The sequence below is a fragment of the Phyllobacterium bourgognense genome (genome assembly GCF_003337575.1).
Classification (GTDB): Bacteria; Pseudomonadota; Alphaproteobacteria; order Rhizobiales; family Rhizobiaceae; genus Phyllobacterium; species Phyllobacterium bourgognense.
The window spans coordinates 716,950-739,105 of the sequence record NZ_QPJM01000001.1 but is presented as its reverse complement, the minus strand read 5'-3'; the positions used below and the strand labels follow the sequence as shown (position 1 = coordinate 739,105).

Here is a 22,156-nt window from a genome sequence, read left to right as displayed (position 1 = left end):
AGCTGGTCATGGACCGTCCGGGTTCATTTCGCATAATCAGGAACGGGGGACGGGCGAAAGCTCGTTCTCCACTCCAGAACGAATATAGCAGCTTTCCCGTTGTTTCCAAGCGCCCGAGGATCAAATCCAGCCGCCACCGTAGGTGCGATAAAATATGTGCTGGCCAATCCTGTCGATGCGCTTCATCGTATGCGCCCACATCGCCCGGACATAGACTGCGTGGTAGTGCGTGGCCGAGCCAATCTCTGGCAGGAAAATCCGCCCCGATGTGACGGCCATAGCGACTTCCTGCGCCACTTTCCATTGCTTGGGCTCAGTTACATTGAGTTTGCGTCCCTCGCAGGCAAAGGAAAACTGGCAGCGGTTAATCCAGTCATCGTTCTGGTAGACGACCTTGCAAACGGTTTTTGGATAGGCCGGATTGCGCACGCGATTGAGAATGACCTGCGCCACGGCCGCCTGGCCCTTGACGCTTTCACTCCTCGCTTCAAAATAAATGGCGGTTGCCAGACATTTTTGTTCTTCTTTAGTGAAAACGACTGGAGGCAAGGGGGTCGCAAGCCAGTCATGGTCGCCGGCACCGAGCTGCGGGATAAAGCGGCCGGAAAGCTTCGGCTCATTCAAGATCGTGTCGAACGGAGATGTCTTGGAATAATCCGGCGCTGCAGGCGCATAACCGAGCGCGAGAACGTCCGGCTGATTGTTGGTGACGAGGCTCGCCAGCATCGGCGGCAGGTCCTGCTCTGGATTCTCCTGCGCGCGATTATGGAACGCGAGTGCGATCTGAATTTCCTTGCCGGCGATCTTCGGCTTGGCAAAAGCCATTTCGACCTCAACGCCATGGGTCGGGCGAATCAGCATGCTTTGGCGCTGCAGGATAGAACCTGCACTGAAGGCCTTGGGCGGGGCTTTTTTAGAGATTGTGACGATGCGCCCCTGCTTTTCGGCGCGATTGATACGATCTTCGTCGGGCGTCGCGCCAGGTGCTTTTTGCGAGCCATTGATGACGATCGGGCCAATACCGGGCGCATTGATACCACTGGCGGGAATGCTGGACGTGATCGCCTTTTCGTCGACGAAGGACATGTTGGCCTTCTGGATCGAGCCGGCGGGCGATTTTTCGAGATAGGAAGTCCAGCGGCCTTGCCCGGACTCAGAACCCGACAGCATGCTTGCCATATCCTGGTAGGCGGTGACGGTCGGGGAGAGCAGATAAATCGCCGCGCCGATGACCAGTGGACCAATGATATTTCGATCTGTTCGAGCTCTCAGCCGGGAACACGCCCGCAACAATCCAGAGAAACGCACGCCGATACCCCACTCACAACCGAACAATTCTGGTCGTAAAAATGAAGCATTAACCTTGATGGAGGGTTAACGGAGTGCGGAGAATGGTAGGGAAAATCCTTCCACTACCGCTTCTTCTTTGCTCGTCCGGCGAAGGGATTGTCCGAGGTGCGGAGCACAAGACGGATAGGAACACCCTGAATATCGAACGTCTCGCGAATCCCATTGGCGAGATAGCGCACATAGGATGTCGGGAACGCATCGGGACGCGAGCAGGAAATGACGAAGCCCGGGGGCCTCGTCTTGACCTGTGTGATGTACTTGATCTTGAGGCGCCGGCCGGCGACAGCGGGTGGCGGATGATGCGCCAGGACGCCTTCCAGCCAGCGATTTAGACGGCCGGTCGAAATGCGGCGGTTCCAGATTTCGTCCGTCGAGGCAACGGCGGCCATCAGTTTGTCAATGCCCTGGTTGCGCTCACCCGAGATCGGCACCGCGCGGATGCCCCGGATCTGCGGCAGGAGGCGCTCGGTCTTTTCGCGCAGGTCAGCCAGAACCATCTGACGGTTTTCGACGAGGTCCCACTTGTTGAATGCGATGACCGGCGCACGGCCTTCGCGGATGATCAGATCGGCAATCTGCAGATCCTGCTTCTCAAAGGGGATCGTCGCGTCGAGCACGATGATGACGACTTCGGCAAAGCGGATGGCACGCAGCGCGTCGCCGACGGAAAGCTTTTCGAGCTTGCCCTGAACGCGCGACTTGCGGCGCAGGCCAGCGGTGTCGAAAAGCTTGATCTTGCGGCCGTTCCATTCCCAATCGACAGAGATGGAATCACGGGTGATACCGGCTTCGGGACCGGTCAGCAGCCGGTCTTCGCCAAGCATGGTATTTACGAGAGTGGACTTGCCGGCGTTGGGGCGGCCGACAATCGCGATGCGCAACGGCTTCGACGCATCATAGGCCGGAATGTCGTCGGCGTCGGGATCATCGATATCGTCGCCGATCAGTTCATCGAGCGAGCGCGGAACCGCAGGGATGGTGACGGCGACGCTATCGTCCGCATCATCCTTCCTGTGCTCATCGGGGAAGACACGCTCTTCGCCCATGATCTCGACAATGGCATCACGCAGATCGGGGAAACCCTGGCCATGTTCTGCGGAAATCGGCGTCGGCTCGCCGAGGCCGAGCGCGTAGGAATCGTACATGCCGGATTCGGCGCCGCGAGCCTCCGCCTTGTTGGCGACCAGAATGACCTTCTTGCCCGAACGCCGCACGAGATCGGCGAAGGTCACGTCGGTAGGGGTGATGCCGGCCTTGGCGTCGACAAGGAAGAGGACGAGATCCGCTTCGCCGATCGCTAGTTCTGTCTGGGCGCGCATACGGCCTTCGAGCGATTCGCTGTCGACCTCTTCGAGACCAGCAGTATCGATGACATCGAACTTCAGATCGTAAAGCTTGGCGCCATGGACGCGGCGATCGCGGGTGACGCCCGGAAGGTCGTCGACGAGCGCAATCTTGCGGCCGACAAGCCGGTTGAACAGCGTGGACTTACCGACATTCGGACGGCCGATTATTGCGACGGTAAAGCTCATCGGCTCAGAATTCCTGTTCTATTCAGCCGGCGGCAGCGGCAGGAGTGGCGCCGGTGCTCTTCAACAGATCAAGCATGGTATCGGCAAATTGGCGCACATTGGCGGGTGCAGCCTGATCGTCGGAAATCTGCTGGAACAGTTTGGTCGCATCTGCACCGCGGCCAGCCTTCCAGGCGGCAAGACCAAGCGCTTCGCGGGCGGAGTGGCGCATAGGGTTGCTGTCGGATGAAAGCGGCTCGGCGCGGGACGCCACGTCATCATAGGAGCCGGTATCGACGAGGATGAAGGCGGCGCGAAGCTTGGCGAGATCGCGGATTGCCTGCGGTATGGACGTGTCGGCGGAGACCTTGTCGAATGCGGCGACCGCACCGGCGAGATCGCCTTTCTGGGCTATGACACCGGCTGCACGCATGCGGGCCAACACCGGATAGGCGCCGTAGCCATCCTTTTCAAGCTGGTCGAGGGTCTTCAACGCTTCGTCGTTCTTGCCGTCGCGGACAAGGTTGAGCGCAGCGAGAAACTGATCACCGGACTGCGAGGCCTGCTTTTCCGTCCAGTACTCGTAGAAGGCAAAGATGCCAGTGCCGACAACAAGCGCCACAACCGCGCCAATCAGGAGCGAGCCATAGCGCTTCCAGAATGCCTTCACCTTGTCGGAGCGCAGTTCTTCATTTACCTCACGGAAAAAGCCGTCGTCAGTCATGGTGCCTCTGGGTAGCTTGTGCCACCGGATCAATTGATAAAACGCGGTGCAGCTCTCGCCGTCCGCGCATGGAGTTCAGGGGCTTTTAGTCGGAAAAGTTACGCGATGTAAGGGCTAACTTCAAAATAGCCCTCGAATTGAGCCTACATCGGCTGAACGCCAATCAAAAGCGCATGCAATTTCCATACGAAGAGCACGTATAGCACGAGACCAATGACGATGCCGATCACATCGTTGGAGACCGGGCCGGGAACGATATAGGGCGCCGCAAGCCCTGCCCGCTCCTGCCGTTTGATGGCGATGCGATCGACGACAGCCCAGGCCAGGAACGACAGAAACAGGATGAGCGACGCAAGATCGCCATTGGCGAGCAGATGCGCCAGCGCCCAGGTCTTGATGGCGATCAGCATCGGATGCTTCAGCGCGGGTTTCATGCGTCCGGCTTTTGCGATGAATATGCCGAGGAAAATGAAGGCGAACAGCATCAGCAGCGCTGTGACGTGTTTCATCCAGACCGGCGGTTCGTAGAGCACCGGAGCGTCGGGGCGCGCCATGCCATAGCCCCATACGAGAAGCACGAAACCGACGAGCGAAATGACCGAGTAAAGGCCTTTCCACGTGTTCTCGCCCCACTGCTCCATCTTGGCGAGACGCCACTCCGGCGCAACGATGCGTACCGAATGAATTCCAAGAAAAACGATGATCCCAAGAATCAGTATCAGCATGACCGCCTCCCTCAATGCTGGCGGGAAGATAGACCCATGCGGCACGGGTTAGAAGGTGTATCGCTTGCGGTGGATCGCCGCGTCCGATCATCGCCACATTTCACTTGTAGCGCCTATTGGAGCTAGCGTCCCTCCCGGAGCCACCCCATCCCTGCCATGCGTTCGATCTGTACCGTTCTCGCCGCGTCCCTTGCGTTCTCACTATCCGTGCCTGCCCTGGCAACAAGTGGAGTGGAGCTGCGCGGTTCGATTGGCGCCAAGCCGCAATACGTGCTGATCTCGTTCGACAATTCGGGCAGCAATGCGCTTTGGGACCGCAGCCGTGCATTGGCACAACGTTCAAACGCCAAATTCACCTATTTCCTGTCCTGCGTATTCCTGATCGACAGCGATGACCGCAAGTCCTATCAGGCACCGAACCAACCGGCAGGACGTTCCAATATCGGCTTTGCCACCTCGAAGGAGAATATTGCCCAGCGCCTCGACAATATCTGGCGGGCCCGCAACGAGGGCAACGAGATCGCCAGCCATGCCTGCGGGCATTTCGACGGCAAGACCTGGTCGAAGGCGGACTGGGAACATGAATTGACGACATACAAACAGGTGCTTGGCGATGCCTGGAGCAAATATGGCAGCGACCCGGAGCCAGCCGGCTGGAAGCAGTTCGTCGATACGGAAATACGCGGGTTCCGCGCGCCTTACCTTTCGGAAAGTCCCGCCCTGCTTTCAGCGTTGAAGGACAAGGGCTATGTCTTCGACGGCAGCGGTGTATCGCGCGGTCCGGCTCTGCCGCTGCACGCCGGCGGTCTCTATCAATTCGGACTGCCGACTATCGACGAGGGGCCGAAAAACAAACCGGTCATTGCCATGGACTACAACCTCTTCGTGCGCCATTCGGGGGCCGTCGAGCGCCCCGATCACCTCGATGAATTCGAGAACCGCGCCTATGACGCATTCAAGGGTGCTTTCGAGCGCCAATATGAGGGAAAGCGCATTCCGTTCCAGATCGGCCTGCACTTCACACTGATGAATGGCGATGCCTATTGGCGCGCGCTGGAGCGCTTTACCAGCGAGGTTTGCGTCAAGGCGGACGTACGCTGCACCACCTATAGCGAATATCTGAAAGAGACCGGCGGGACAATGCCCTTCGCCGGCGCGGAACTGGTGAAACCGGCCGCGAGCGGCGGGCTCTAGAGCAAGTTTTGCTCTGGCCGCCGCCCGCTATGCGATAATCATGTTTCGGCTTGCGTCTGCAGATAATGCTCATCGATGGCTGGTAGTGGCTCATCGTAGATCACTGCTTCAAATGCGCGTAGACGTTTGTAGATCGAGATGAGCTCGACGATCGTCGTCCATGAGTTCACGAGATACTGGAACGATGACGTCACCTGTCCGAACGCTCCGCTGATCTGGTTCATGGTACCGAGGGTGATCTTGCCTGCGACGATCGACGGTATGAGTACGATCAGCGAGAAGATGTTGTCGGTCTGCAGGTAGAGATATCGAGCGACGTTGAAATACATATAGTGAAAATAGAGCCGGAAATAATTGCGACGGACGTTGGCAAAAAGATCCGCCACAACCGGTGGCTGAGCTCTGTCTTCATGATCTTCGCCGTATACCAGTTCCTTGCGGTATGCCGCTTCCACACGCTGATTGCGAAATTGCAATCCGGGCAATTTCACGCCCACACCGGCAAGTACCACCGTGCCGAAAATCGACCAGAACACGGCGGCGAATACAAGCGGGTGCGGTACTTCCCCGACGATTGGCAATTCAGTAATATTGGCAGACAGGGCGATCAGGACGGGTACGAAAGCAATCAGGGTCATGAAGGAGTCGATGAGCCTTACACCCAAGCCTTCCATCGTTTCGGCAAAGCGCATCGTGTCTTCCTGAACACGCTGCGAAGCACCTTCGATATGCCGCAACTGGCTCCAGTGGGACATGTAGAATTCGTTCATCGCCGTGCGCCAGCGGAAGATATAGTGGCTGACGAAGAACGCCAGCAGGACACTGACCGTAACGCCGACAAGCGCCACGCCAAGAAATTGGCTGACACCTTCATAGAACTGTTCGTAGGTGACAGGTGCTGACTTGGACACCGCAGTTTGAATCAGGTTGTAGAACGGTCCATACCAATTGTTGACCGCAACGCTGACTTGAACCTGGAAATATGTGACGAAAAGAATGAACGCTGATCCAAGAACAGACCAGCGCTCCCATCTGTGCGGAGAGTACCAAGCCCAGAAACTCGCAAAGATTGCGACCACGATTGCAAAGTAGATGTAGAACCAGACGAAGGCCGGTGACCAAAAGCTAGCTATGCCGATAATAGGTGGGGCGTCGGGTGCTGCCGGGGGCAAACCGATGTAGGCACCCAAACGTTCGCCAATGAAGAACCAGAACAGGACAGCCGCTAGCGCCCAAAGCACGGCGGAGGTGAAGAAAAGCTTTGGCCTGGGGAAAAATGAGACAAACACGTGGCAGGTTCCTCGAGTGAAAAGTCTTGCAATTTTGCAGTGTTACGAGTTGCACGACTTTAACAGCATGAATAGGGCAAAGAGGGAACCGTGGTAATTAAATTGCTGTAATGATTTGGAGATGTTGGCGCCTGACACTGCTGCACAACAGCTGTGCGTGGTTCGTTGTTCGACAAGCTCACAATGAAGAAGCTCACCATGAGGGACGTTGGTTGATCGCAGGGACAACCGGCATGAACGCGATAATTGCAACCTGCAACCTCTTGGCTCTCTGCAATCCAACCACGACCCTCATGGTGAGCTTGTCGAACCACGCACAATGCTCATGCAATCAGGCAAATCAGCTACTTAACGCTTTTGCCGCCCCGCTGAAAACGCAAAAAGGGCGGCGATCACCAGACCCGCTGCCGCAGCAAGCGTGGCAATTGTGAAGTCGCCGGTGATGTTGGCGACATAGCCGCCGATCAGCGGTCCGATGATCTGGCCGATACCGAATGCCGCGGTCATCACCGCCATGACGCGGCGCTGTGAATGCGGCAGAAGTACCCGTCCCGCCTGAAAGCCGAAGGCGGTGATGACGATAAAGGTGAGCCCGAGCAGGAGACCGCCCAGCAAGGGTCCGGCCGGCGATGGCAGGACGACGCTCGCCGCGACGCCGACAGCCTGGACCGCACACCCCAGCGCCAGCGCAACAAAGGGACCGGCGCGCCGCAAGAGCGGTGTCCAGAGCCAGACGGATATGGCGCCTGCAGTGCCTGTCACGAACCAGACCAGCGCTTCCATCCATGGGCTGCCATGGCTTGAGCGCACGATGGCGATGATAAATGTTGCGGTAATGATGTAGCCGAAGCCGAACAGGCCATAGGCAATGTTGATCTTGATGAATTCCGGCGTCCAGACGATGGGCGGCTCCGCTGCAGCCGAACCACTGCGCACCGGGCCTTGTCGTATCAGCGCGAAGACGGCGATGAGGCCGAGAGCGGAAAGAACGGCCGCGCCGATCCAGTCTTCCCGCCAGCCATGGCCGGTGGCGGAACTTGCGGCAACGAGCAGAGATGAAATCGCTATGCCGGTGCCAACGCCGCCGAAATGCATCGCCTGCAAATCCTGCCGGTTTGCAGCGGCGAGATGACTGAAGACGATCGTTGCGGTGAATACCAGCATGAACGCGCTCGCAACGCCTGCAAAGAAACGGATGACGGAAAAGAGCATTACCCCGTCGGTGACGCTCATGGCGAAACAAAGCGCGGCGCTTGCGATGAGAGACGCATAGACCAGAGGTCGCTCGATGCCCGACGCCCAGCCGAAACCTGCAATGATCGCGCCGAGCAGATAACCGAAATAATTGGCCGAGGCGATAAGGCCGGCATCGCCCGGTGTCAGGCCAAGATCGCTCATCATGCCGGGGAGGATCGGCGTGAAAATGAACCGGCCGATGCCCATGCCGACCGCCATGGCCACGAGGCCGCCGAGAGCGAAACGAACGGGAGATGTAGCGGCTGGATTCATGCGCGGGACATTATCGCCGCGCCGTCTGGTGACAAGCCAATAAATTTGATGGTTACGTTATTTCGGGTGATTGGTTGGGGGAAGATTTGTTGTGCGTGGTTCGACAAGCTCACCATGAGGGAGGTGGTTTCTCACCATGAGGGAGGTGGTTTGATTGGAGAGAGCCAGCGATTGCAACGTTGGAGATTAGCGTTGCAGCCCCCTCACTTCCCTCATGAAGAGCCTCATCCTGAGCTTGTCGAAGGGCGAACCACGCACCAGCGATTTGCTATTTATCCAATCGTCTGCCTGATCTCCACACCGCGGCGCGTGATGCGGTACACAGCCGCCGGGGGCAGATTGCAGAAGGCGCGGCCTATGCACACCGCCTCAAGGTCCAGTTCATCCAATACAGATGTCGGAACCGGACAGCGAAAGCCATAGGTGAATTGGTAAAATGCGCCGTCGTTGCGCAGATTGCCGAAGGCCCCGTTGAGAATAGCCGCGACCTTGTCGGGCATGCTCAGGAACGGCAGTCCGCTGACGACTGCACCCGCTGGTTCAGCCTCGAACAGATCCTGTCCGCCGAGCTGTGAGGCATCCATCTGCAGGATTCGCATACCCGGGAACCGCGCCTGCAATAATCTCGCGAATTCAGCGCCATATTCGATCAGCGTCAGGTCGCCAGGGCTCACACCCCGCGCCAGCAGGGCATCTGTAAAGACGCCTGTGCCCGGGCCGAGTTCGAGGACGGGACCGGATGCCGCGCCGATTTCGCTGGTGATGAGCCTTGCCAATGCCGCGCCAGAGGGCGCAATCGCGCTGACTCTGGATGGATTGGTGACAAAGGCCCGAATGAAGGTCCACACGTCGCTTGTCGTCATGAAAATTGTCCCCACCACGCTCACTGCCTGATTCGGCCGGCGGTACGGCATCAGCAACTCCAATTGCGCGAATATTACGGCTTTTTGCAACTGCACATGAAATTAGTTGCCAACTGCGAGAAGGCGCGGCCCACGCCCGAACCTACGGCACGCCTCACCCTGCTGCCGGGGGTTTTCGCCCATCGGCGATGACACATGCCTCAGGCAGCTTTTCGCCATCGAAGACTGAAATGACGGTTTTGGCCGCTATCATGTTGGTTCGGGCGAGAGCCTCCACCGACGAGCCGGCTGAATGTGGCGTGGCGATCACATTGGGCAGTGCGACAAGTTCGTCCGAAACCGGCTTGAAGGCGGGATCGCTTTCGCTGACATAGACATCCAGGCCTGCCCCGGCGATCCGGCCACTCTTCAACGCATCCAGAAGGTCCCGGTCATCGACAAGCCCCCCACGCGCCGTATTCACCAGAATGGCCGTAGGCTTCATGAGCGCAAGCGCGGCACTATCGATGAGAAAACGCGTTTCCGGGGATAAGGGGGCGTGCACACTTACGATGTCGCTCTGCCTTAGCAGCGTCTGCATGTCGACATAGGTGATGCCGTTGGCTTCGCCATATTCCCGGTCAGGACGCGGGTGGCAGACAAGAATGCGCGCTTCAAAACCTTTCAGGCGTTGCACGAGGCTCTTGCCTATACGGCCAAGGCCGATGATGCCGACGGTTTTCCCAGATAGGTCGGAGCTTGTCAGAATGGACCAGTTGCCGGCCAGCATCCGGTTTTGCGATTCGCGCAGGCGACGGGCAACCGCCAGCATCAAGCCGATGGTATGGTCGGCGACGGAAGCATCGTTCCCGCCTGCGCCGATGGTGAGGACACGGCCGAGCTCCCGGACGGCATTGACATCGACCCGGTCATAACCCACCCCGCGCCTTGCCAGGACCAGCAGATCCGGCAAAATGGCCAGCAGTTCGCGTGTGACATAAGCCTGACCGACGATCCATCCGGATGCGCCTTCGAGCAGGCTGGCCAATTGCGGTGTTGCCAAGCTGCCATCGCCCTTTTGCCATTGGACGATATCAACCTCGCACCCATGCTGTTTAAGGTAGGCGTGCGCCTCTTCATCGAAGAAGGGCGAGGTAACAACAACGCGTCTGTGCGAACTCTTCATAATCTTCATATTTGATTGACGGGATTGAATCCCTGCTGGTCAGCAGAGTGTCGACACTATCGCCACTCCTGTTGCTTTCAAAGCAAAAATCGGCACGAAAAGCTGTCAGCGCGATTGGTACTCAGTTGCCGCTCAGCTTCTCGCGCATCCGGTCGTGCATTTCCGTGAGGTCCGGCGTCAGCACCTCACCAAAATCAGCCACCTCGTACACCGGCCGGATTTCGATCTCGCTCGGTCCTGGCATGGGATTGGGGCAGCGCTTTACCCAGGCGACCGCCTCGTCCATGTCCTTGACTTGCCAGAGCCAGAAGCCAGCGACCAGCTCCCGGGTCTGGGTGAAAGGTCCGTCGATGACCGTACGGCCAGGACCATCGAATGCAATACGCTTGCCCTCTGACGAGGGCTTGAGGCCATCGGCAGCGAGCATGATGCCCGCGTTGATCAGCTCCTCATTATATCTGCCCATGGCCTCCAGCAGCTCGGTCGTGGGGAGCACGCCCTTTTCGCTTTCATCGGTGGCCTTCACCAACACCATCACACGCATCGTCTGTCCTCCTTGTTTGAGCCGGGCTCGTAGCCTGACATGAGAAGGACGAACGGGAGTTTCGGAAATCGACATCGTCCTCGCATTTTTTTCGGTCGTTAAGGTCCACGGCGCGAACAGTCTCTTCCAGTATCGCCATTCACTACATGCTATACGCTGTCAGTCGCCATCGCTTTCGCCAAGTAATAGTCCGCTGGAAGACATGCCATTGACGCGCGCGGAAATGAGTTTTTTAATGGCACTGTCGCTGGACTGATCAACGGCATACCGGCGATTGAGAGCCCGTGTGCTCCCGCCAAGGTGGGAGCACGGGACATGCCCCAGAGACCCAATTTCAAGCTTTCATGCGCTCATTGTGGAGAAATCTACCTCCATATACCTCATGGTATAACGAACTCGACGGTCATCCACTGCAGCACGTGCGGCAGCACGCTGGGAACCTGGCTCCAAACGGCGGCGTCTTTTATTGCGGATAGCGGTCAAAATGACGGGTTCGGAATGCGCGATGCTCCGATCATTGGGGAAGTGGCAAGAGATGCGCAATTCAAATGACAATAGGGAAGACAATGACTGGCCGTATCATGTCTATGGCACCGTGTTCCTTATCGGCGTTGCACTTGCCGTAGGTCTCGGCTGGTTATTGCATTGACAGGCAGATCTCTGTTCAAGCCTGCGCGCCGTCAAATGGATTCACCCAGCCTTGCCTCGTGCGGAATTGACCAGCCGAAATAGACTTCCGCATCAGTGATTTGGCCATCGCGCACCACCAGGATCTCCGTGTTGCGAAACCGATGGCCATCGGTGTTGCGTCCTTCGTAAGTAACAAAGACCTTGTCGGCGTGAGACAAGAGATGGATGAACTCGAAACCATCCACCATCCCGCTATTTGGCCAGCAACGCGCGAAATAGGTGGCGCGGTCAATCCGGTTGTCGAGTGGGCTGGTGAAGTGAAAGTCCTCGGCAATCAGCGCTTCTATCGCCGCACGGTCCTTTGCGACATAGGCTTCGTAGCTGGCTCGGGCAATCTCGGTTATATCCTTCGTCATCGATCATTCCTGCACAAGCGAAGCGATCGTTTCGTCTGACCGACCATCGATCAACAATCGCACCTGGATTAATTTGCCGGGGCCGGGTTTTTCGTTTGAGTATCTCCGCCCGAGCCCGTTTGGGGCGTGGGGTCGCGGTCGACCGGAGTGTTCGTGACGGGCTGGTTCGTTGACGGTGCCGGCGGGGGTGCGTTTTCCCCTGAGGTGCCGGTGTTTCCCGGGACGTTGTCGACACGCTCGCCATAGAGCTCGGCCGCGCCCCATGCGACAAGTGCGAGGAGCAGCGCTACGATGAGCACGTTTAGTACTGGCCGTCCGAGTGGCCCCTGGCGCGCTTCGTTCGTTGTTTCACGGACCGGGGATTCTGAAGGTTTATTGTCCATTGCGGCATCCTTTCACTGCAAAAGATGAACCGATCAACAACGATATGGTTCCCCGAAAGGTGGGCTGCCCGCAATATCAAATCCAATTCCATCGACACGCGATGATTACTGGCGCCCTTCAGCAGGACGCCAGCCGCAGGATATTTGTCAGTTGGGTACGCAGAATCCGCGCCGCGTCAAGTGGAATCCGCGCGGGCATGCCCGGTATACCGGACGATTCCGAACACAATTTCCGTAGCGGTTGACATGCCAACCGGGGCCGCACCGCATAACTCTCCGGTTAGGAACACAGCGTCCCCATCGGTTCATGTGCCAACCACGGCCGCAACGCCAACCAACCTGCTCCACTGGCGTTGATACTTCAGGTGACCCGCTCGCAGGAGTGACCGGAGACGCCATGGCGGGCGCGCCGAAGGAGAACAATCCACCGATTAAAACAAGTGCAGAAAGTCCTGATTTAAGTGACATGCGAGATACCTCCTTTTCAACATGCCCCGTACCTTAAAAAATAAGTCGTCGACATGAACGGGAAATGAACAGACGCTTGTATTGCCCTTCATGTTGAACGCGGAGACCATTGGAGACAAGGCAGAAAATTAAGGTGCACGGGAACACGAGAAGGTAGATTATACGGGTCAGCAATGGGCGGTGTAGTGGAACCATCGCCCGAGAAACGATAATGCACAACAATAGAACCTGGCTTCTCGAAATCATTGCGTTTGCAATCATCCTTATTGTGCTTCTCTCCGCGAGTTTTTCCTTTCTACCCTCGTAGTATCGTTGCGTCGGCTCAAATTCGAACCGTCGTAGACCAATACGCGAGAAGAATATGGAACGAAAATGACTGAACACTGTTTTGCAGAGATCGGCCAATGGAGGCTTACTCAAATGGCAGACGACAAATCAAAACAGGATAATCGGGATCGCTCGAAAGTCTCGTCCAATGAGGAATATGAGGTCCAGTACCTTATGACAAAATATGACTTGAGCAGAAACCGTGCCCTCGAACTGATCATCAAACATAATCGCAGCCGTAAGGAAATCGAGAGAGAATTGGAGGCCGTGGACATCTAGAGCAAATTTTGTGTTCAGAACCAGTTCTGTTTCACGTATGGCGAGACAATCCACGAGGAAGGTGGCGAGGCCGATGTTTATCCATCGGACAAAGCCGCCTGACCAAGTGGGTGTCCGCCAGCCGAGAACCCGATCGGCCGGGAGAACGACTCTGAATAGACAAAACTTGATCTGGACCAGTTGTCCATGGCGGGAACTTAGGGCAGATGTGAGCGTTTTCCGGTGACACAACATCGTAGGAGGACCTCATGAACGCTCAAGCCATGCCGACAAAGGACGAAATCGTGGCTCTCGAGAAATCCTACTGGGACGCGATGAAGGCGAAAGACGGCCGCCGAACTTCAAAACTTTCGGGCAAGATCGCCCTCGTCACCGGCGCACAAGGCGTTATGCGTATCGGAAAAGAGAGAATGGGTAAGATGACCGAGGAGGGAAACTGGCGCCTCGAATCCTATTCGCTCGAAGACGTTGAAGTAAGCACGCCTTCACCCGACATTGCCCTCATCGCATATACAGTTCGGCAGAACGTTTCGATGGACGGCAAATCGCAAAATATGAGAGCAGCCGATAGTTCCGTCTGGATTCGCGGGTCAAATGGATGGGAGTGTCACGCCCATAGCGAGACACTTTTAAACTGATGCAGCGCCACTGGAGCCTCGTGCGATAACATTGACGCACGATGTCAGGCGCTACAGCCAGCGCCGCACACGCGCGCGGTATTGGCGATAACCGTCGCCGAACTTGCGCTCGAGATAGACTTCTTCTCGGGCCACCACTCCGTAGCGAATTACGAGAGCAAAGAGCACGAGCGTTCCGAGCAGCCAAAGACTGTCAAAGGCAATGGCGAGACCGACGAGCCCAAGAAACATTCCGAGGTAGATGGGATTGCGCGTGAAGGCGTAGGGTCCGGTCTGGACGATTGTGGTGGTCGGCATGTTGGTGGGCACGTTCGAGCCAACCCTGGTGATCGTATCGAGCGCCCAGACGACAAGCGCCAGCGCGAGAAGGAACACCACTCCTCCGATCCACGTCGCAGGTACCGGGGCTGGCATGAACGGCAATGACACGATCCATTGCAGGGCGAGCCCAGCGAGTACTGCGAGCGCCCAGGCGATCGGCGGCCGAATGATGACATTGGCGTTGTCTGTCAAATCACCCATTGCGGGGACTCCTTTTTGCTGGAGCCGAGTTGAAAGCTGCTGGCTGGGATCCTCGAACACGTGGGATCGACGCTGCGCACGACCTTTCAGCGAGCTCCAGAGCGCCGATGGTCGTCAGATGAAAAGCGTTGCGCTGCCCCAGGCGATCAGCGCGATGCCGGCTGCGCGACCAACCCACTGGCCGGCAGGAAATACCTTTTCAACCAGTACAAGAATGGAAAGCGCGGCAACCCACACCAGATTCATCACGCCACCCACGAACAACAACGCCATCAACATCCAGCAGCATCCGACACAAAAGGCCCCGTGCAGTGCGCCCAAACGCAACGCACCAAGTGCGTGAGGGCGCCAGTGGCTGGAAAGGAATGCCGTTGGCGCCCGGCAATGCGACAGGCAGGCGTTCTTGAGCGGCGAGAACTGATACAGGCCCGCGGCGATGAGCACGATGCCCGAAAGCCAGCGGCTCTGCGAACTCATCGTCGTTGAGACGAATGCCTCGCGTTCGAGCAGCCAATGCAGGGTGGCTGCCAAAACGGAGAATCCCAGCCAGACCAGGAGATAGCCCGTCACAAATACGCCTGTGGGCGCCAGCTTGTCCTGGATCTGACCCTGTGTGAGCGCATGGCGGTGCACGCGCGCGTAGAGCAGAACAGTCGGTGCGGCGCTCGGCGACATCATGGCGACCATCATGATCCACCACATGGCGATCATCAGCGTCCAGATTGGCAGCCCCCAGATTCGCGGTTCCGCCTCCATGGCCATCCCGGTCATATCCATGCCGGGCATGCCGGAGGTCATGTCGGATGTTTGCTGATGTGGAAATAGTGCGAGCTTCGACATCTCCCACGCACTCATGCCGAGCCCTGCACCAGCGACTATATACAGCCAAGCCAGCAGGCACAGCACAACCAGACCCGCGATCGTGATGAGCCGGTCGCGTCTGAGCAAACGTTCGAGTGGCGGCGCCCTGTCCATGCGGCGCGTCAGACTCGCACGACCCCGTGATTGTTGAGATGCAACCGCGCGAACTGGCCGTAGCTGTCCTTCATGTTCACCTGTACCGGCCCGGTGGTGCTGCTCGAAGCACTGCCAATCTCGGCGACTGCATATTCGAAGCCGTTCGGCAACACGATCTGCGCACGCGAGTCCGCGCCGGTCACCTTGTTGCGGATCGGTTCGCCTACCGTTTCGATATAGTCCTTGACGAAGATGCGGCCCCTGCGGCCATCGATATCGAGTTCGAGATCGATCTTCGTGAAAACCGGCTCATTCATTTTTGTCACGGTCGAGGCATAGACGGCGAACATCGTCGCGAACGGGTCGGTGTCCTGGCCGGTCATGATGCGTAGCAGCGCCTGACGCTGCTCGTCGGTTGCGCTCTCGTCGACGAAAGCGATGGCTTCGCCGTTGCCTTCGTGGATGGCGCCGGGCCATTTGAAGATCGCCGCCAGCCGGAGGCCATCGAGAACGGTCTCGCCGTGATGACCCTCATCGATCTGGATGCCCGCAACGGCATGGCAGTGGCCCTTGTCGGGCAGCGCATTGAATTGACAGTTGCAGCCATACTCGCAGGTGCAGTTGACGAGTTCGCGTCCCTTGATCTCCCAAGAAGTCATGCTGTCCTCCCTGATCTCGAAATATTAAACCACCATCATACACCTGTGCCAGCAGCGCCGCCATCCCGTCGGGTCACGGAGGACAGCAGCAACACTGGCAAATTTCGGCGTTGTCGAAAGCATACCCTGTAGAGAGGGGATGACGAGGCTCGATAAGCCGGTTTTTCCGACGGTCGCTCGAGATCCTCTACATCCCCGCTCAGATCATCCTGCGTTGCCAGGCACCGGCGTGTTGAGCAGCTGCTGCTCCCAAAGATACGCGATGCCGCTGCCGCTCATGTGCGAGATGAGCACTTCGGTCAGCTCTTCGACGTGCTCGGTGCGAGCCCAGTCACGCTGCCATTCGCCAGCAAGAGCCATCCAGGTCATCATGTTAACGCCGGCCGCGATCATCCGCTGTATGGCGACCTGGTGAGACTCGGTTGAACTTCCGCCCGATGCGTCGGTAATGACGGTCACGTCCCAGCCTTCGCCGGCTGCCTGAATCGCAGGCATCGCTACGCAAACTTCGGTCCACAGACCTGCGATGAGCAATTGCTTGCGGCCGGTCGCCTTGACCAGGTCCACCACCTTGTCGTCCTCCCAAGTATTCACCCAGGTCCGATCGATCACTTCCTGCCCCGGGAAGACGTCAGTGATTTGCTTGAAGAGCTTGCCACCACGATCCGCTATCACGCTGGTGAGGATCGTCGGAACATTGAAAGTCTTTGCCAGCTTTGCCAGCGCGGTCGCGTTGTTGACGACTGCCTGAGGATCGTGGCTATTGAGGTTCGCGAGCTGGTAAGGTTGATGGTCGATCAGAACAAGTACGGAGTCTTCGGGACGTAGAAGAGAATCAAGGCCGTTACGAAAGGTCATTATTACTTCCTATACTGTCGTGGTTAGTAAGGTTGGTTTGCAGGAAGACATGCGCCAGCGGCGACGTTGCCTAAAGGAGACATTGCCGTTCCCAGGCGCGATGCGGTAGTGTCGATTTGTGGCAAGCTGTGTCGCAAAAAGGGGAACGCCGATGGACATTGAAGAGCTACGGACATTCGTAGAAGTTGCTGATGCCGGGGGCGTTTCGGCCGCCGCGCTCCGGCTCGGCGTTTCCAAGTCGATTGTCAGTCGTCGGCTTTTCCGGCTTGAATCGGAACTTGGCGTCCAGCTGCTTGCTCGAACGACCCGCGGGGCTGCTCTCACAGAAGCCGGGGCCACTTTCCGAGACTATGCAGCACGCGTCTGCGCCGAGATCGACGTGGCCAAGGAAACGATCCTGCCCGCAGGTGACCTTCGCGGACGCTTGCGGGTTGCCGTGCCGCTTTCTTTCGGACAGAGCCACTTCGCTCCCATCCTCGCGGAAATGGCGCGACGCCATCCCCGGCTGCAAATCCACACCTGCTACAGTGATCGCTTCGTCGATCTCATCACAGAGGGTTACGATTGTGCGATACGGGTAGGCTATCTTCAGGACTCCAACCTGATCGCAAGACGCGTCGGCCCCATATATGGGAAGTTCGTCGCGAGCCCGGACTACATCAAGGCGCATGGGTCGCCCGAAACGCCGGAGGAGCTCGTCGCTCATGAGGCCCTCATGCAGGGCACCGAAGCCTGGCAACTCATGGATCGCGACAAGGTAATAACGGTTCGTCCGCGGGGGCGGTTCAAAGCTGACAACGGCGCTGCTCTGGTCGCCGCCGCGGCAGCAGGACTCGGGATCGCTTACCTGCCCGATTGCCTTACCCATGACTATATAGCCTCCGGCGCGCTCTTGCCGGTCATGAAGCGTTATCCACCACCTCCGGCAGGTGCATATGTCATCCGCCCGCCAGGTCAGCATCCAGCAAGGAAGATACGGGTCCTCACCGAACTGCTGATCGAGTATTGCGAACCTGCTCCTCACCTCGCGGGACCTGCTCCTTTCTGAGTGGTGCAGCGACTATGGTGTCTGGAACACGAAGGACGAATGCCGAGCAAGGAGCCTTGTCATTTGTTGGCTGAAACACAACTTCCGATCCAAAACAGTTCAGTGCCCAAAATGAAAAACACGAAGGAGAAAAGCAGGAGCTTGACCACCACGCCAGACCAGAACATACATAAAGGCGGAGCAATTCTCGGCTGAAATTCCGGGTCAATTCTCAGTGGAAATCAACAGACATGGTATCCGAAGTGAGCGCTAATCGCCGCCCAAAAACCACCGGTCTGCGCCGATTCCTGGATCTCCAGCAGCAGCGCGATTGGATGCACGGCAAGACCATCCTGCGCGACGCCGACGAGCGCCCGGAGTCCCTGGAACTGCGTCTCAGATACGTTGCGCGGTTTGAGAAGCTGCTAACCCGACCGCAGGCGCAAGAGGTGCTGGAGATTCTCAGGCGCTACGGCCGCGACTGCATTCCGATCCCGCGCCAGACCGAGCGATATTACTGGTCGGTTTCCTGTCTGCCGTCGACTCCGGGCAAGGCGCTCGTGCGCATCAATGCGAGCTGGATGGAGCTCTTCTCGCTCTATGCCGACGGCGGGGGCATCCGCGCGCTATTCCTGGTGCACCTTTCCGATTTCACCACCGACCATTCACTCGATCAGGGCCGGGTGGACGAAGCGTTCCTTGAGGGCTGTGTCATGACGCCGGAAGACGTCGGCTATTTCTTCCCCCGCGGCGAGGATATTTTCGGCATCAAGGTTCGCGGCTGCTCCTCGATCGACAAATTCCTCGCGGCGCCCCGTGCGCTGCGGGCCGTCCGGGCGTTCAACCTGACGCACATGAACCGGGGCCGGAACGCCTATCAGGCAAGCCACTGCTACAGCCTGGCGGATCATATGCTGAGTGGCGCTGAGCGAAGGCAGTTCGAACCCTCAACTGTGAGCTGACACGCCAACTCCGCGAATCGATGCGGTGACCACGACTTCTTCCGTGGCCTCAGCTCGTCGATACCCCGGCTCGGTTCGTCCATCAGCAGGACTTTTGGATCCGTCGTCAGCGCCTTGCCAATGACCGCCTTGGCGACCTCCGCCAGAGCAACGTGCAAAAAAGGGACGGCTCGCGACGGCAGCCGTCCCCGATTTAACTTCGTTTGATGCTATCACGCGATAATGACGACGATCTCCAGCGAGTCTGGATCGACGATGACGATCCTGCCGTCGGCCAGCAAGAAATAGCGATAGCCTTCATATCTGGGCACAAGCTTGACGATGCGTGGCGGCAACGGCTGTAGCTCGATCGTTCGCGGCACGGCCACGCCGACGTTCACTTCAAAGTTCACGTCGCGAACCGGTTCAGCTTTCGTTTCGGTTATGACCTGCTTGATTTCTGTCTTCTGCTCGGCCGTTACATTGATGCTACCGGTCGTTTCGCTCGAAGGCTGGTTTGTAGTCTTGGCCGTATCGTCGCCCGGCACTGGCTTGCTGGTCTTGGCTGTGCCTTCTGAAGTGGTCGCGCCAGTTTGCTCCTGTGTCTGTTTTTTGCTGGCAGCGCCCTGTTGTTCCGTTCCTTGATCTGCAGGGACCTGTGCCTTGTCCTGAGTCTGCTCACTCTTCGTGTCCTGACCGGCGGGAGCTTGTGCCTGTCCCTCCGTTTGCTGGCTCTTCTTCATCTGAGTGCCAGACTGGCCTTCGGTCTGGGACTTGGTTGTTGCACCCGTCCCCGTTTCTGCCGGCATCTGCGTTTGGCCTTCAGTCTGCTGGCCAGGTTTCTTTTTCAGCATTTCGGTTTGTGCAAGTCCTGCTCCGGGCGCTACGCCAAGCGCAAGGACGAGGGCACTTTTCAAAATGATGTTCTTCATGGGATTGTCTCCTCCAGTTTTAATTTGTGGAGAACGCCCCCCGAGCGCCCTTCCCACTTCCTTTGTTAATCAACGACGCGAACCACGGTCCTGTTGGAAGGATCGACGATCACACGTTGATGGTTGACCACTGCGTAGGCGTATTTCGGATCTTGCGGGATACGCATTATCCTGACCCTGTCGGGCAATGGCTTGCCGACAACCACTTTCTGTTTAACAACCACCTCACTCTCCGGGATCGGTTGCTGTTCCACATATGAAACGACTCTCCGTGGAGGCGGAGCGAGCACGGTACCAACGACTGCACCGGCAACGCCGCCGACTGCGGCGCCGACGGGGCCACCTACAATCGCTCCCGTCACAGCACCGCCCGCGGCGCCGTTGACTGTGCCTTCCTGCGCAGAGGCAGCGGTTGCAAAACCGAGCACCAATGCCCCAGCTACGATCAGTTTCCTGTTCATGATCAATTCCTTTCAACAGTAAGAGCCAAGGCGGAGCCTCCCGGACATACCGTGAGAAGAGACAACATCGTCTTTGTCCGGCTTTGCTGTCCGCCGCCTTGGCTCGTCCTACGTGGACGGCAAAGCTGAAAGGCAAACGTCATCGCAAGTGGCGCTGTTCCGAATTTGGGCTTCAGTCTGATGAAGGCAGGGACTTGGGCCGATTGAGCATCGGACGAAAGTCTGATGGAGACACGGCAAAGGTCTGAAATCTTTTGGCAAAGGGCAGCCGGCGGAACAAAGCTCAAGGCCACAAGTTGTGGCAACGGAAGGGAATGATTTCAAAAAGGAGAGTAACGATGAGACGGATTTTGCTTGCCACAGCCGTGGTGCTTGCGATGTCTGGTAGCATCTACGCGCAGGATGCAGTTGTCGTTGATGTTCCGCAGCCGACCCGCGAATATGTTATCGCGCATCCGACAGATCCTGTCGTCATAGAAGGCGATGTTGCAATTGGCACCGCTGTGCCGGAGGACGTCAAGCTGGTGCCGATCCCCGATAATCCGGACTACGGTTACATCTATGTGGACAAGCAACCGGTTATCGTGACGATGAAGGACCGCAAGGTCGTTTACATGTCGAAGTGAGTTGCCGTCAGAGTGTGTTCTGGTGGTGGAATGGCTGATCCTTGGTATCAGCCGTGGCTTGGCCGCGTGATTTCTGGGAGAGGGGCGGCCAAGCCACATATGAAAGACGCGCCATTTGAGCGGGAGCGGCGTTTCTCGGACTTATAACCCCGCCTCTGACTTCAGACGGTCGGGCCATAGATCATTCCGGTTCGGCCGTCATTGTTTAGCGAAAAATCTTCGACCTCCTGTGACCGCAGCGGCAGACAGCCGGTTAAAGCTGCCGGGGCCAGTGCGGACGAACCGTATTCTTGGTTCCGACGGCCGGCCCATCTCCGCTTAGGCGTTTACGCCAAAAAAGCCCGACAACGGCCAAAATCAAAACGCCGCTTGCGGCAAATTCCAGAGTTTCTTCCAGGGTCGCTGCTTTGTACGACGGTATGAGATCGAGAACCACTGCGCTCGCGAGCCAGCAGAGCGCCAATAGCAGGCGGAACTCGAACGTTCGCGAAATGATATCCCGCACCATCGCCCCCTCCTGCCGAAACCGGAACAGAAGCGCGACCGCAACGGCCAGAAGAATTGCGGCGCCAATGAGGGCAGTGACGATGCCGGCGAATCCCGCATCTCTGATCATACGAAAGACAAGAATGGCAATGTCGTGCCCGCCGTCGAACTCTCCGCCACCTCTCATCTTCGGCATCTGGACATGGAAGATGCGGGCACCAAAACTGATCTCGCTGAGGAAGAGCACCAAAGACAGCACGCTTGTCCCGATCAGGAGGCCCTTTTCCCTGAAGGTCAAGGAGACATTCTTGAGAAGAGCTGTATTCAGCGCGAGTAGCGCGGCAATGGCAAAACCCGTGGCACTCAAATCTTCCACGAGCCCGTCTTCGACCAATAGAGCCGGTGTGGACAAGCCTATGACGAACAGCGCGAACGTGATTGCGCAAAGCGCAGTGACAAACACTTGATTCTCTCGGCTCATCATTGGTTCGTTCTCGCATTCGTCTGATATTCATAAAACTGTCATAAATCTGTCAATCTGATGGCGCGCCAGGACGCTGAATTTTGGTGCGCGAGCCCGATGCGCCTCTGATTGCACTGTCCGGGCGCATTTTCTCGTTCCTCTCGTTCGAGGGTAATCAACGCGGAACAAATCCATGCTTTCGCGGTTAC

Annotated in this window: 25 protein-coding genes; 6 read left to right on the top strand and 19 right to left on the bottom strand. The window is 57.6% G+C overall.

The window, feature by feature from the left end; genetic code table 11:
- Window positions 1–120: 120 nt before the first annotated feature.
- The 4 genes from C7476_RS03530 to C7476_RS03515 all read right to left on the bottom strand — a co-directional run bounded on the left by C7476_RS03530 (window position 121) and on the right by C7476_RS03515 (window position 4,310).
- Window positions 121–1,179, bottom strand: coding sequence for a cell wall hydrolase (locus tag C7476_RS03530; RefSeq protein WP_245426089.1), 1,059 nt, complete (start codon window positions 1,177–1,179; stop codon window positions 121–123).
- Between the two features lie 233 nt (window positions 1,180–1,412).
- Window positions 1,413–2,882, bottom strand: coding sequence for a ribosome biogenesis GTPase Der (gene der / locus C7476_RS03525; protein ID WP_114428481.1), 1,470 nt, complete (start codon window positions 2,880–2,882; stop codon window positions 1,413–1,415).
- A gap of 22 nt (window positions 2,883–2,904) precedes the next feature.
- The gene (locus C7476_RS03520; RefSeq protein WP_114428480.1) at window positions 2,905–3,585 is read right to left on the bottom strand and encodes a tetratricopeptide repeat protein; all 681 of its coding nucleotides are present in this window, start codon (window positions 3,583–3,585) and stop codon (window positions 2,905–2,907) included.
- Window positions 3,586–3,728: 143 nt separating this feature from the next.
- Window positions 3,729–4,310 (bottom strand): NnrU family protein, encoded by a 582-nt coding sequence (locus C7476_RS03515; RefSeq protein WP_114428479.1) that lies wholly within the window; start codon window positions 4,308–4,310, stop codon window positions 3,729–3,731.
- Between the two features lie 156 nt (window positions 4,311–4,466).
- Between C7476_RS03515 and C7476_RS03510 the strand changes: the two genes are divergently transcribed.
- Window positions 4,467–5,504: a polysaccharide deacetylase family protein gene (locus tag C7476_RS03510; protein WP_114428478.1), complete on the top strand. Its 1,038-nt coding sequence runs from the start codon at window positions 4,467–4,469 to the stop codon at window positions 5,502–5,504.
- A 38-nt stretch (window positions 5,505–5,542) separates the two neighbouring features.
- Here the strand turns inward: C7476_RS03510 and sbmA are convergent, their stop codons facing one another.
- The 8 genes from sbmA to C7476_RS29335 all read right to left on the bottom strand — a co-directional run bounded on the left by sbmA (window position 5,543) and on the right by C7476_RS29335 (window position 12,702).
- Entirely contained in the window at window positions 5,543–6,793 is a 1,251-nt protein-coding gene (gene sbmA, locus C7476_RS03505) for a peptide antibiotic transporter SbmA (RefSeq protein WP_114428477.1), read from the bottom strand.
- Window positions 6,794–7,141: 348 nt separating this feature from the next.
- Window positions 7,142–8,302: a YbfB/YjiJ family MFS transporter gene (locus C7476_RS03500; protein ID WP_114428476.1), complete on the bottom strand. Its 1,161-nt coding sequence runs from the start codon at window positions 8,300–8,302 to the stop codon at window positions 7,142–7,144.
- 272 nt (window positions 8,303–8,574) lie between these two features.
- Window positions 8,575–9,165, bottom strand: a complete 591-nt coding sequence (locus tag C7476_RS03495; protein WP_114428565.1) for a class I SAM-dependent methyltransferase — start codon at window positions 9,163–9,165, stop codon at window positions 8,575–8,577.
- A gap of 154 nt (window positions 9,166–9,319) precedes the next feature.
- Window positions 9,320–10,330 (bottom strand): phosphoglycerate dehydrogenase, encoded by a 1,011-nt coding sequence (locus C7476_RS03490; RefSeq protein ID WP_114428475.1) that lies wholly within the window; start codon window positions 10,328–10,330, stop codon window positions 9,320–9,322.
- Window positions 10,331–10,451: 121 nt separating this feature from the next.
- The gene (locus C7476_RS03485; RefSeq protein WP_114428474.1) at window positions 10,452–10,874 is read right to left on the bottom strand and encodes a YciI family protein; all 423 of its coding nucleotides are present in this window, start codon (window positions 10,872–10,874) and stop codon (window positions 10,452–10,454) included.
- A 680-nt stretch (window positions 10,875–11,554) separates the two neighbouring features.
- Window positions 11,555–11,920 (bottom strand): nuclear transport factor 2 family protein, encoded by a 366-nt coding sequence (locus C7476_RS03480; protein WP_114428473.1) that lies wholly within the window; start codon window positions 11,918–11,920, stop codon window positions 11,555–11,557.
- A gap of 68 nt (window positions 11,921–11,988) precedes the next feature.
- Window positions 11,989–12,303 (bottom strand): hypothetical protein, encoded by a 315-nt coding sequence (locus C7476_RS03475; protein WP_114428472.1) that lies wholly within the window; start codon window positions 12,301–12,303, stop codon window positions 11,989–11,991.
- Window positions 12,304–12,450: 147 nt separating this feature from the next.
- Window positions 12,451–12,702, bottom strand: coding sequence for a GCG_CRPN prefix-to-repeats domain-containing protein (locus C7476_RS29335; RefSeq protein WP_425373938.1), 252 nt, complete (start codon window positions 12,700–12,702; stop codon window positions 12,451–12,453).
- A gap of 489 nt (window positions 12,703–13,191) precedes the next feature.
- Here C7476_RS29335 and C7476_RS03465 point away from each other — a divergent pair, with 489 nt between their 5' ends.
- Window positions 13,192–13,377: a DUF3606 domain-containing protein gene (locus C7476_RS03465; RefSeq protein WP_181872333.1), complete on the top strand. Its 186-nt coding sequence runs from the start codon at window positions 13,192–13,194 to the stop codon at window positions 13,375–13,377.
- Window positions 13,378–13,625: 248 nt separating this feature from the next.
- On the top strand, window positions 13,626–14,015 hold the full coding sequence (locus C7476_RS03460; protein ID WP_114428469.1) for a nuclear transport factor 2 family protein: 390 nt from the start codon (window positions 13,626–13,628) through the stop codon (window positions 14,013–14,015).
- Between the two features lie 51 nt (window positions 14,016–14,066).
- Here C7476_RS03460 and C7476_RS03455 read toward each other — a convergent pair whose 3' ends face one another.
- The 4 genes from C7476_RS03455 to C7476_RS03440 form a co-directional block, all read right to left on the bottom strand.
- Window positions 14,067–14,537 (bottom strand): methyltransferase family protein, encoded by a 471-nt coding sequence (locus C7476_RS03455; RefSeq protein ID WP_114428468.1) that lies wholly within the window; start codon window positions 14,535–14,537, stop codon window positions 14,067–14,069.
- Between the two features lie 114 nt (window positions 14,538–14,651).
- On the bottom strand, window positions 14,652–15,512 hold the full coding sequence (locus C7476_RS03450; protein ID WP_114428467.1) for a DUF2182 domain-containing protein: 861 nt from the start codon (window positions 15,510–15,512) through the stop codon (window positions 14,652–14,654).
- 8 nt (window positions 15,513–15,520) lie between these two features.
- Window positions 15,521–16,153, bottom strand: coding sequence for a DUF1326 domain-containing protein (locus tag C7476_RS03445; protein WP_114428466.1), 633 nt, complete (start codon window positions 16,151–16,153; stop codon window positions 15,521–15,523).
- A gap of 204 nt (window positions 16,154–16,357) precedes the next feature.
- The gene (locus C7476_RS03440) at window positions 16,358–17,011 is read right to left on the bottom strand and encodes a hydrolase (protein WP_114428465.1); all 654 of its coding nucleotides are present in this window, start codon (window positions 17,009–17,011) and stop codon (window positions 16,358–16,360) included.
- Between the two features lie 151 nt (window positions 17,012–17,162).
- Between C7476_RS03440 and C7476_RS03435 the strand changes: the two genes are divergently transcribed.
- A complete protein-coding gene (locus C7476_RS03435; protein WP_114428464.1) occupies window positions 17,163–18,059 on the top strand; it encodes a LysR family transcriptional regulator in 897 nt (298 codons plus the stop codon).
- A gap of 230 nt (window positions 18,060–18,289) precedes the next feature.
- A complete protein-coding gene (locus C7476_RS03430) occupies window positions 18,290–19,000 on the top strand; it encodes a hypothetical protein (RefSeq protein WP_114428463.1) in 711 nt (236 codons plus the stop codon).
- A 212-nt stretch (window positions 19,001–19,212) separates the two neighbouring features.
- Here C7476_RS03430 and C7476_RS03420 read toward each other — a convergent pair whose 3' ends face one another.
- Entirely contained in the window at window positions 19,213–19,911 is a 699-nt protein-coding gene (locus C7476_RS03420) for a DUF1236 domain-containing protein (RefSeq protein ID WP_114428461.1), read from the bottom strand.
- A gap of 65 nt (window positions 19,912–19,976) precedes the next feature.
- Entirely contained in the window at window positions 19,977–20,372 is a 396-nt protein-coding gene (locus tag C7476_RS03415; protein ID WP_114428460.1) for a DUF1236 domain-containing protein, read from the bottom strand.
- Between the two features lie 338 nt (window positions 20,373–20,710).
- Between C7476_RS03415 and C7476_RS03410 the strand changes: the two genes are divergently transcribed.
- Entirely contained in the window at window positions 20,711–20,998 is a 288-nt protein-coding gene (locus tag C7476_RS03410) for a DUF1236 domain-containing protein (protein WP_181872332.1), read from the top strand.
- A gap of 253 nt (window positions 20,999–21,251) precedes the next feature.
- Here the strand turns inward: C7476_RS03410 and C7476_RS03405 are convergent, their stop codons facing one another.
- Window positions 21,252–21,947, bottom strand: a complete 696-nt coding sequence (locus C7476_RS03405) for a hypothetical protein (protein ID WP_147274605.1) — start codon at window positions 21,945–21,947, stop codon at window positions 21,252–21,254.
- Window positions 21,948–22,156: the final 209 nt, after the last annotated feature.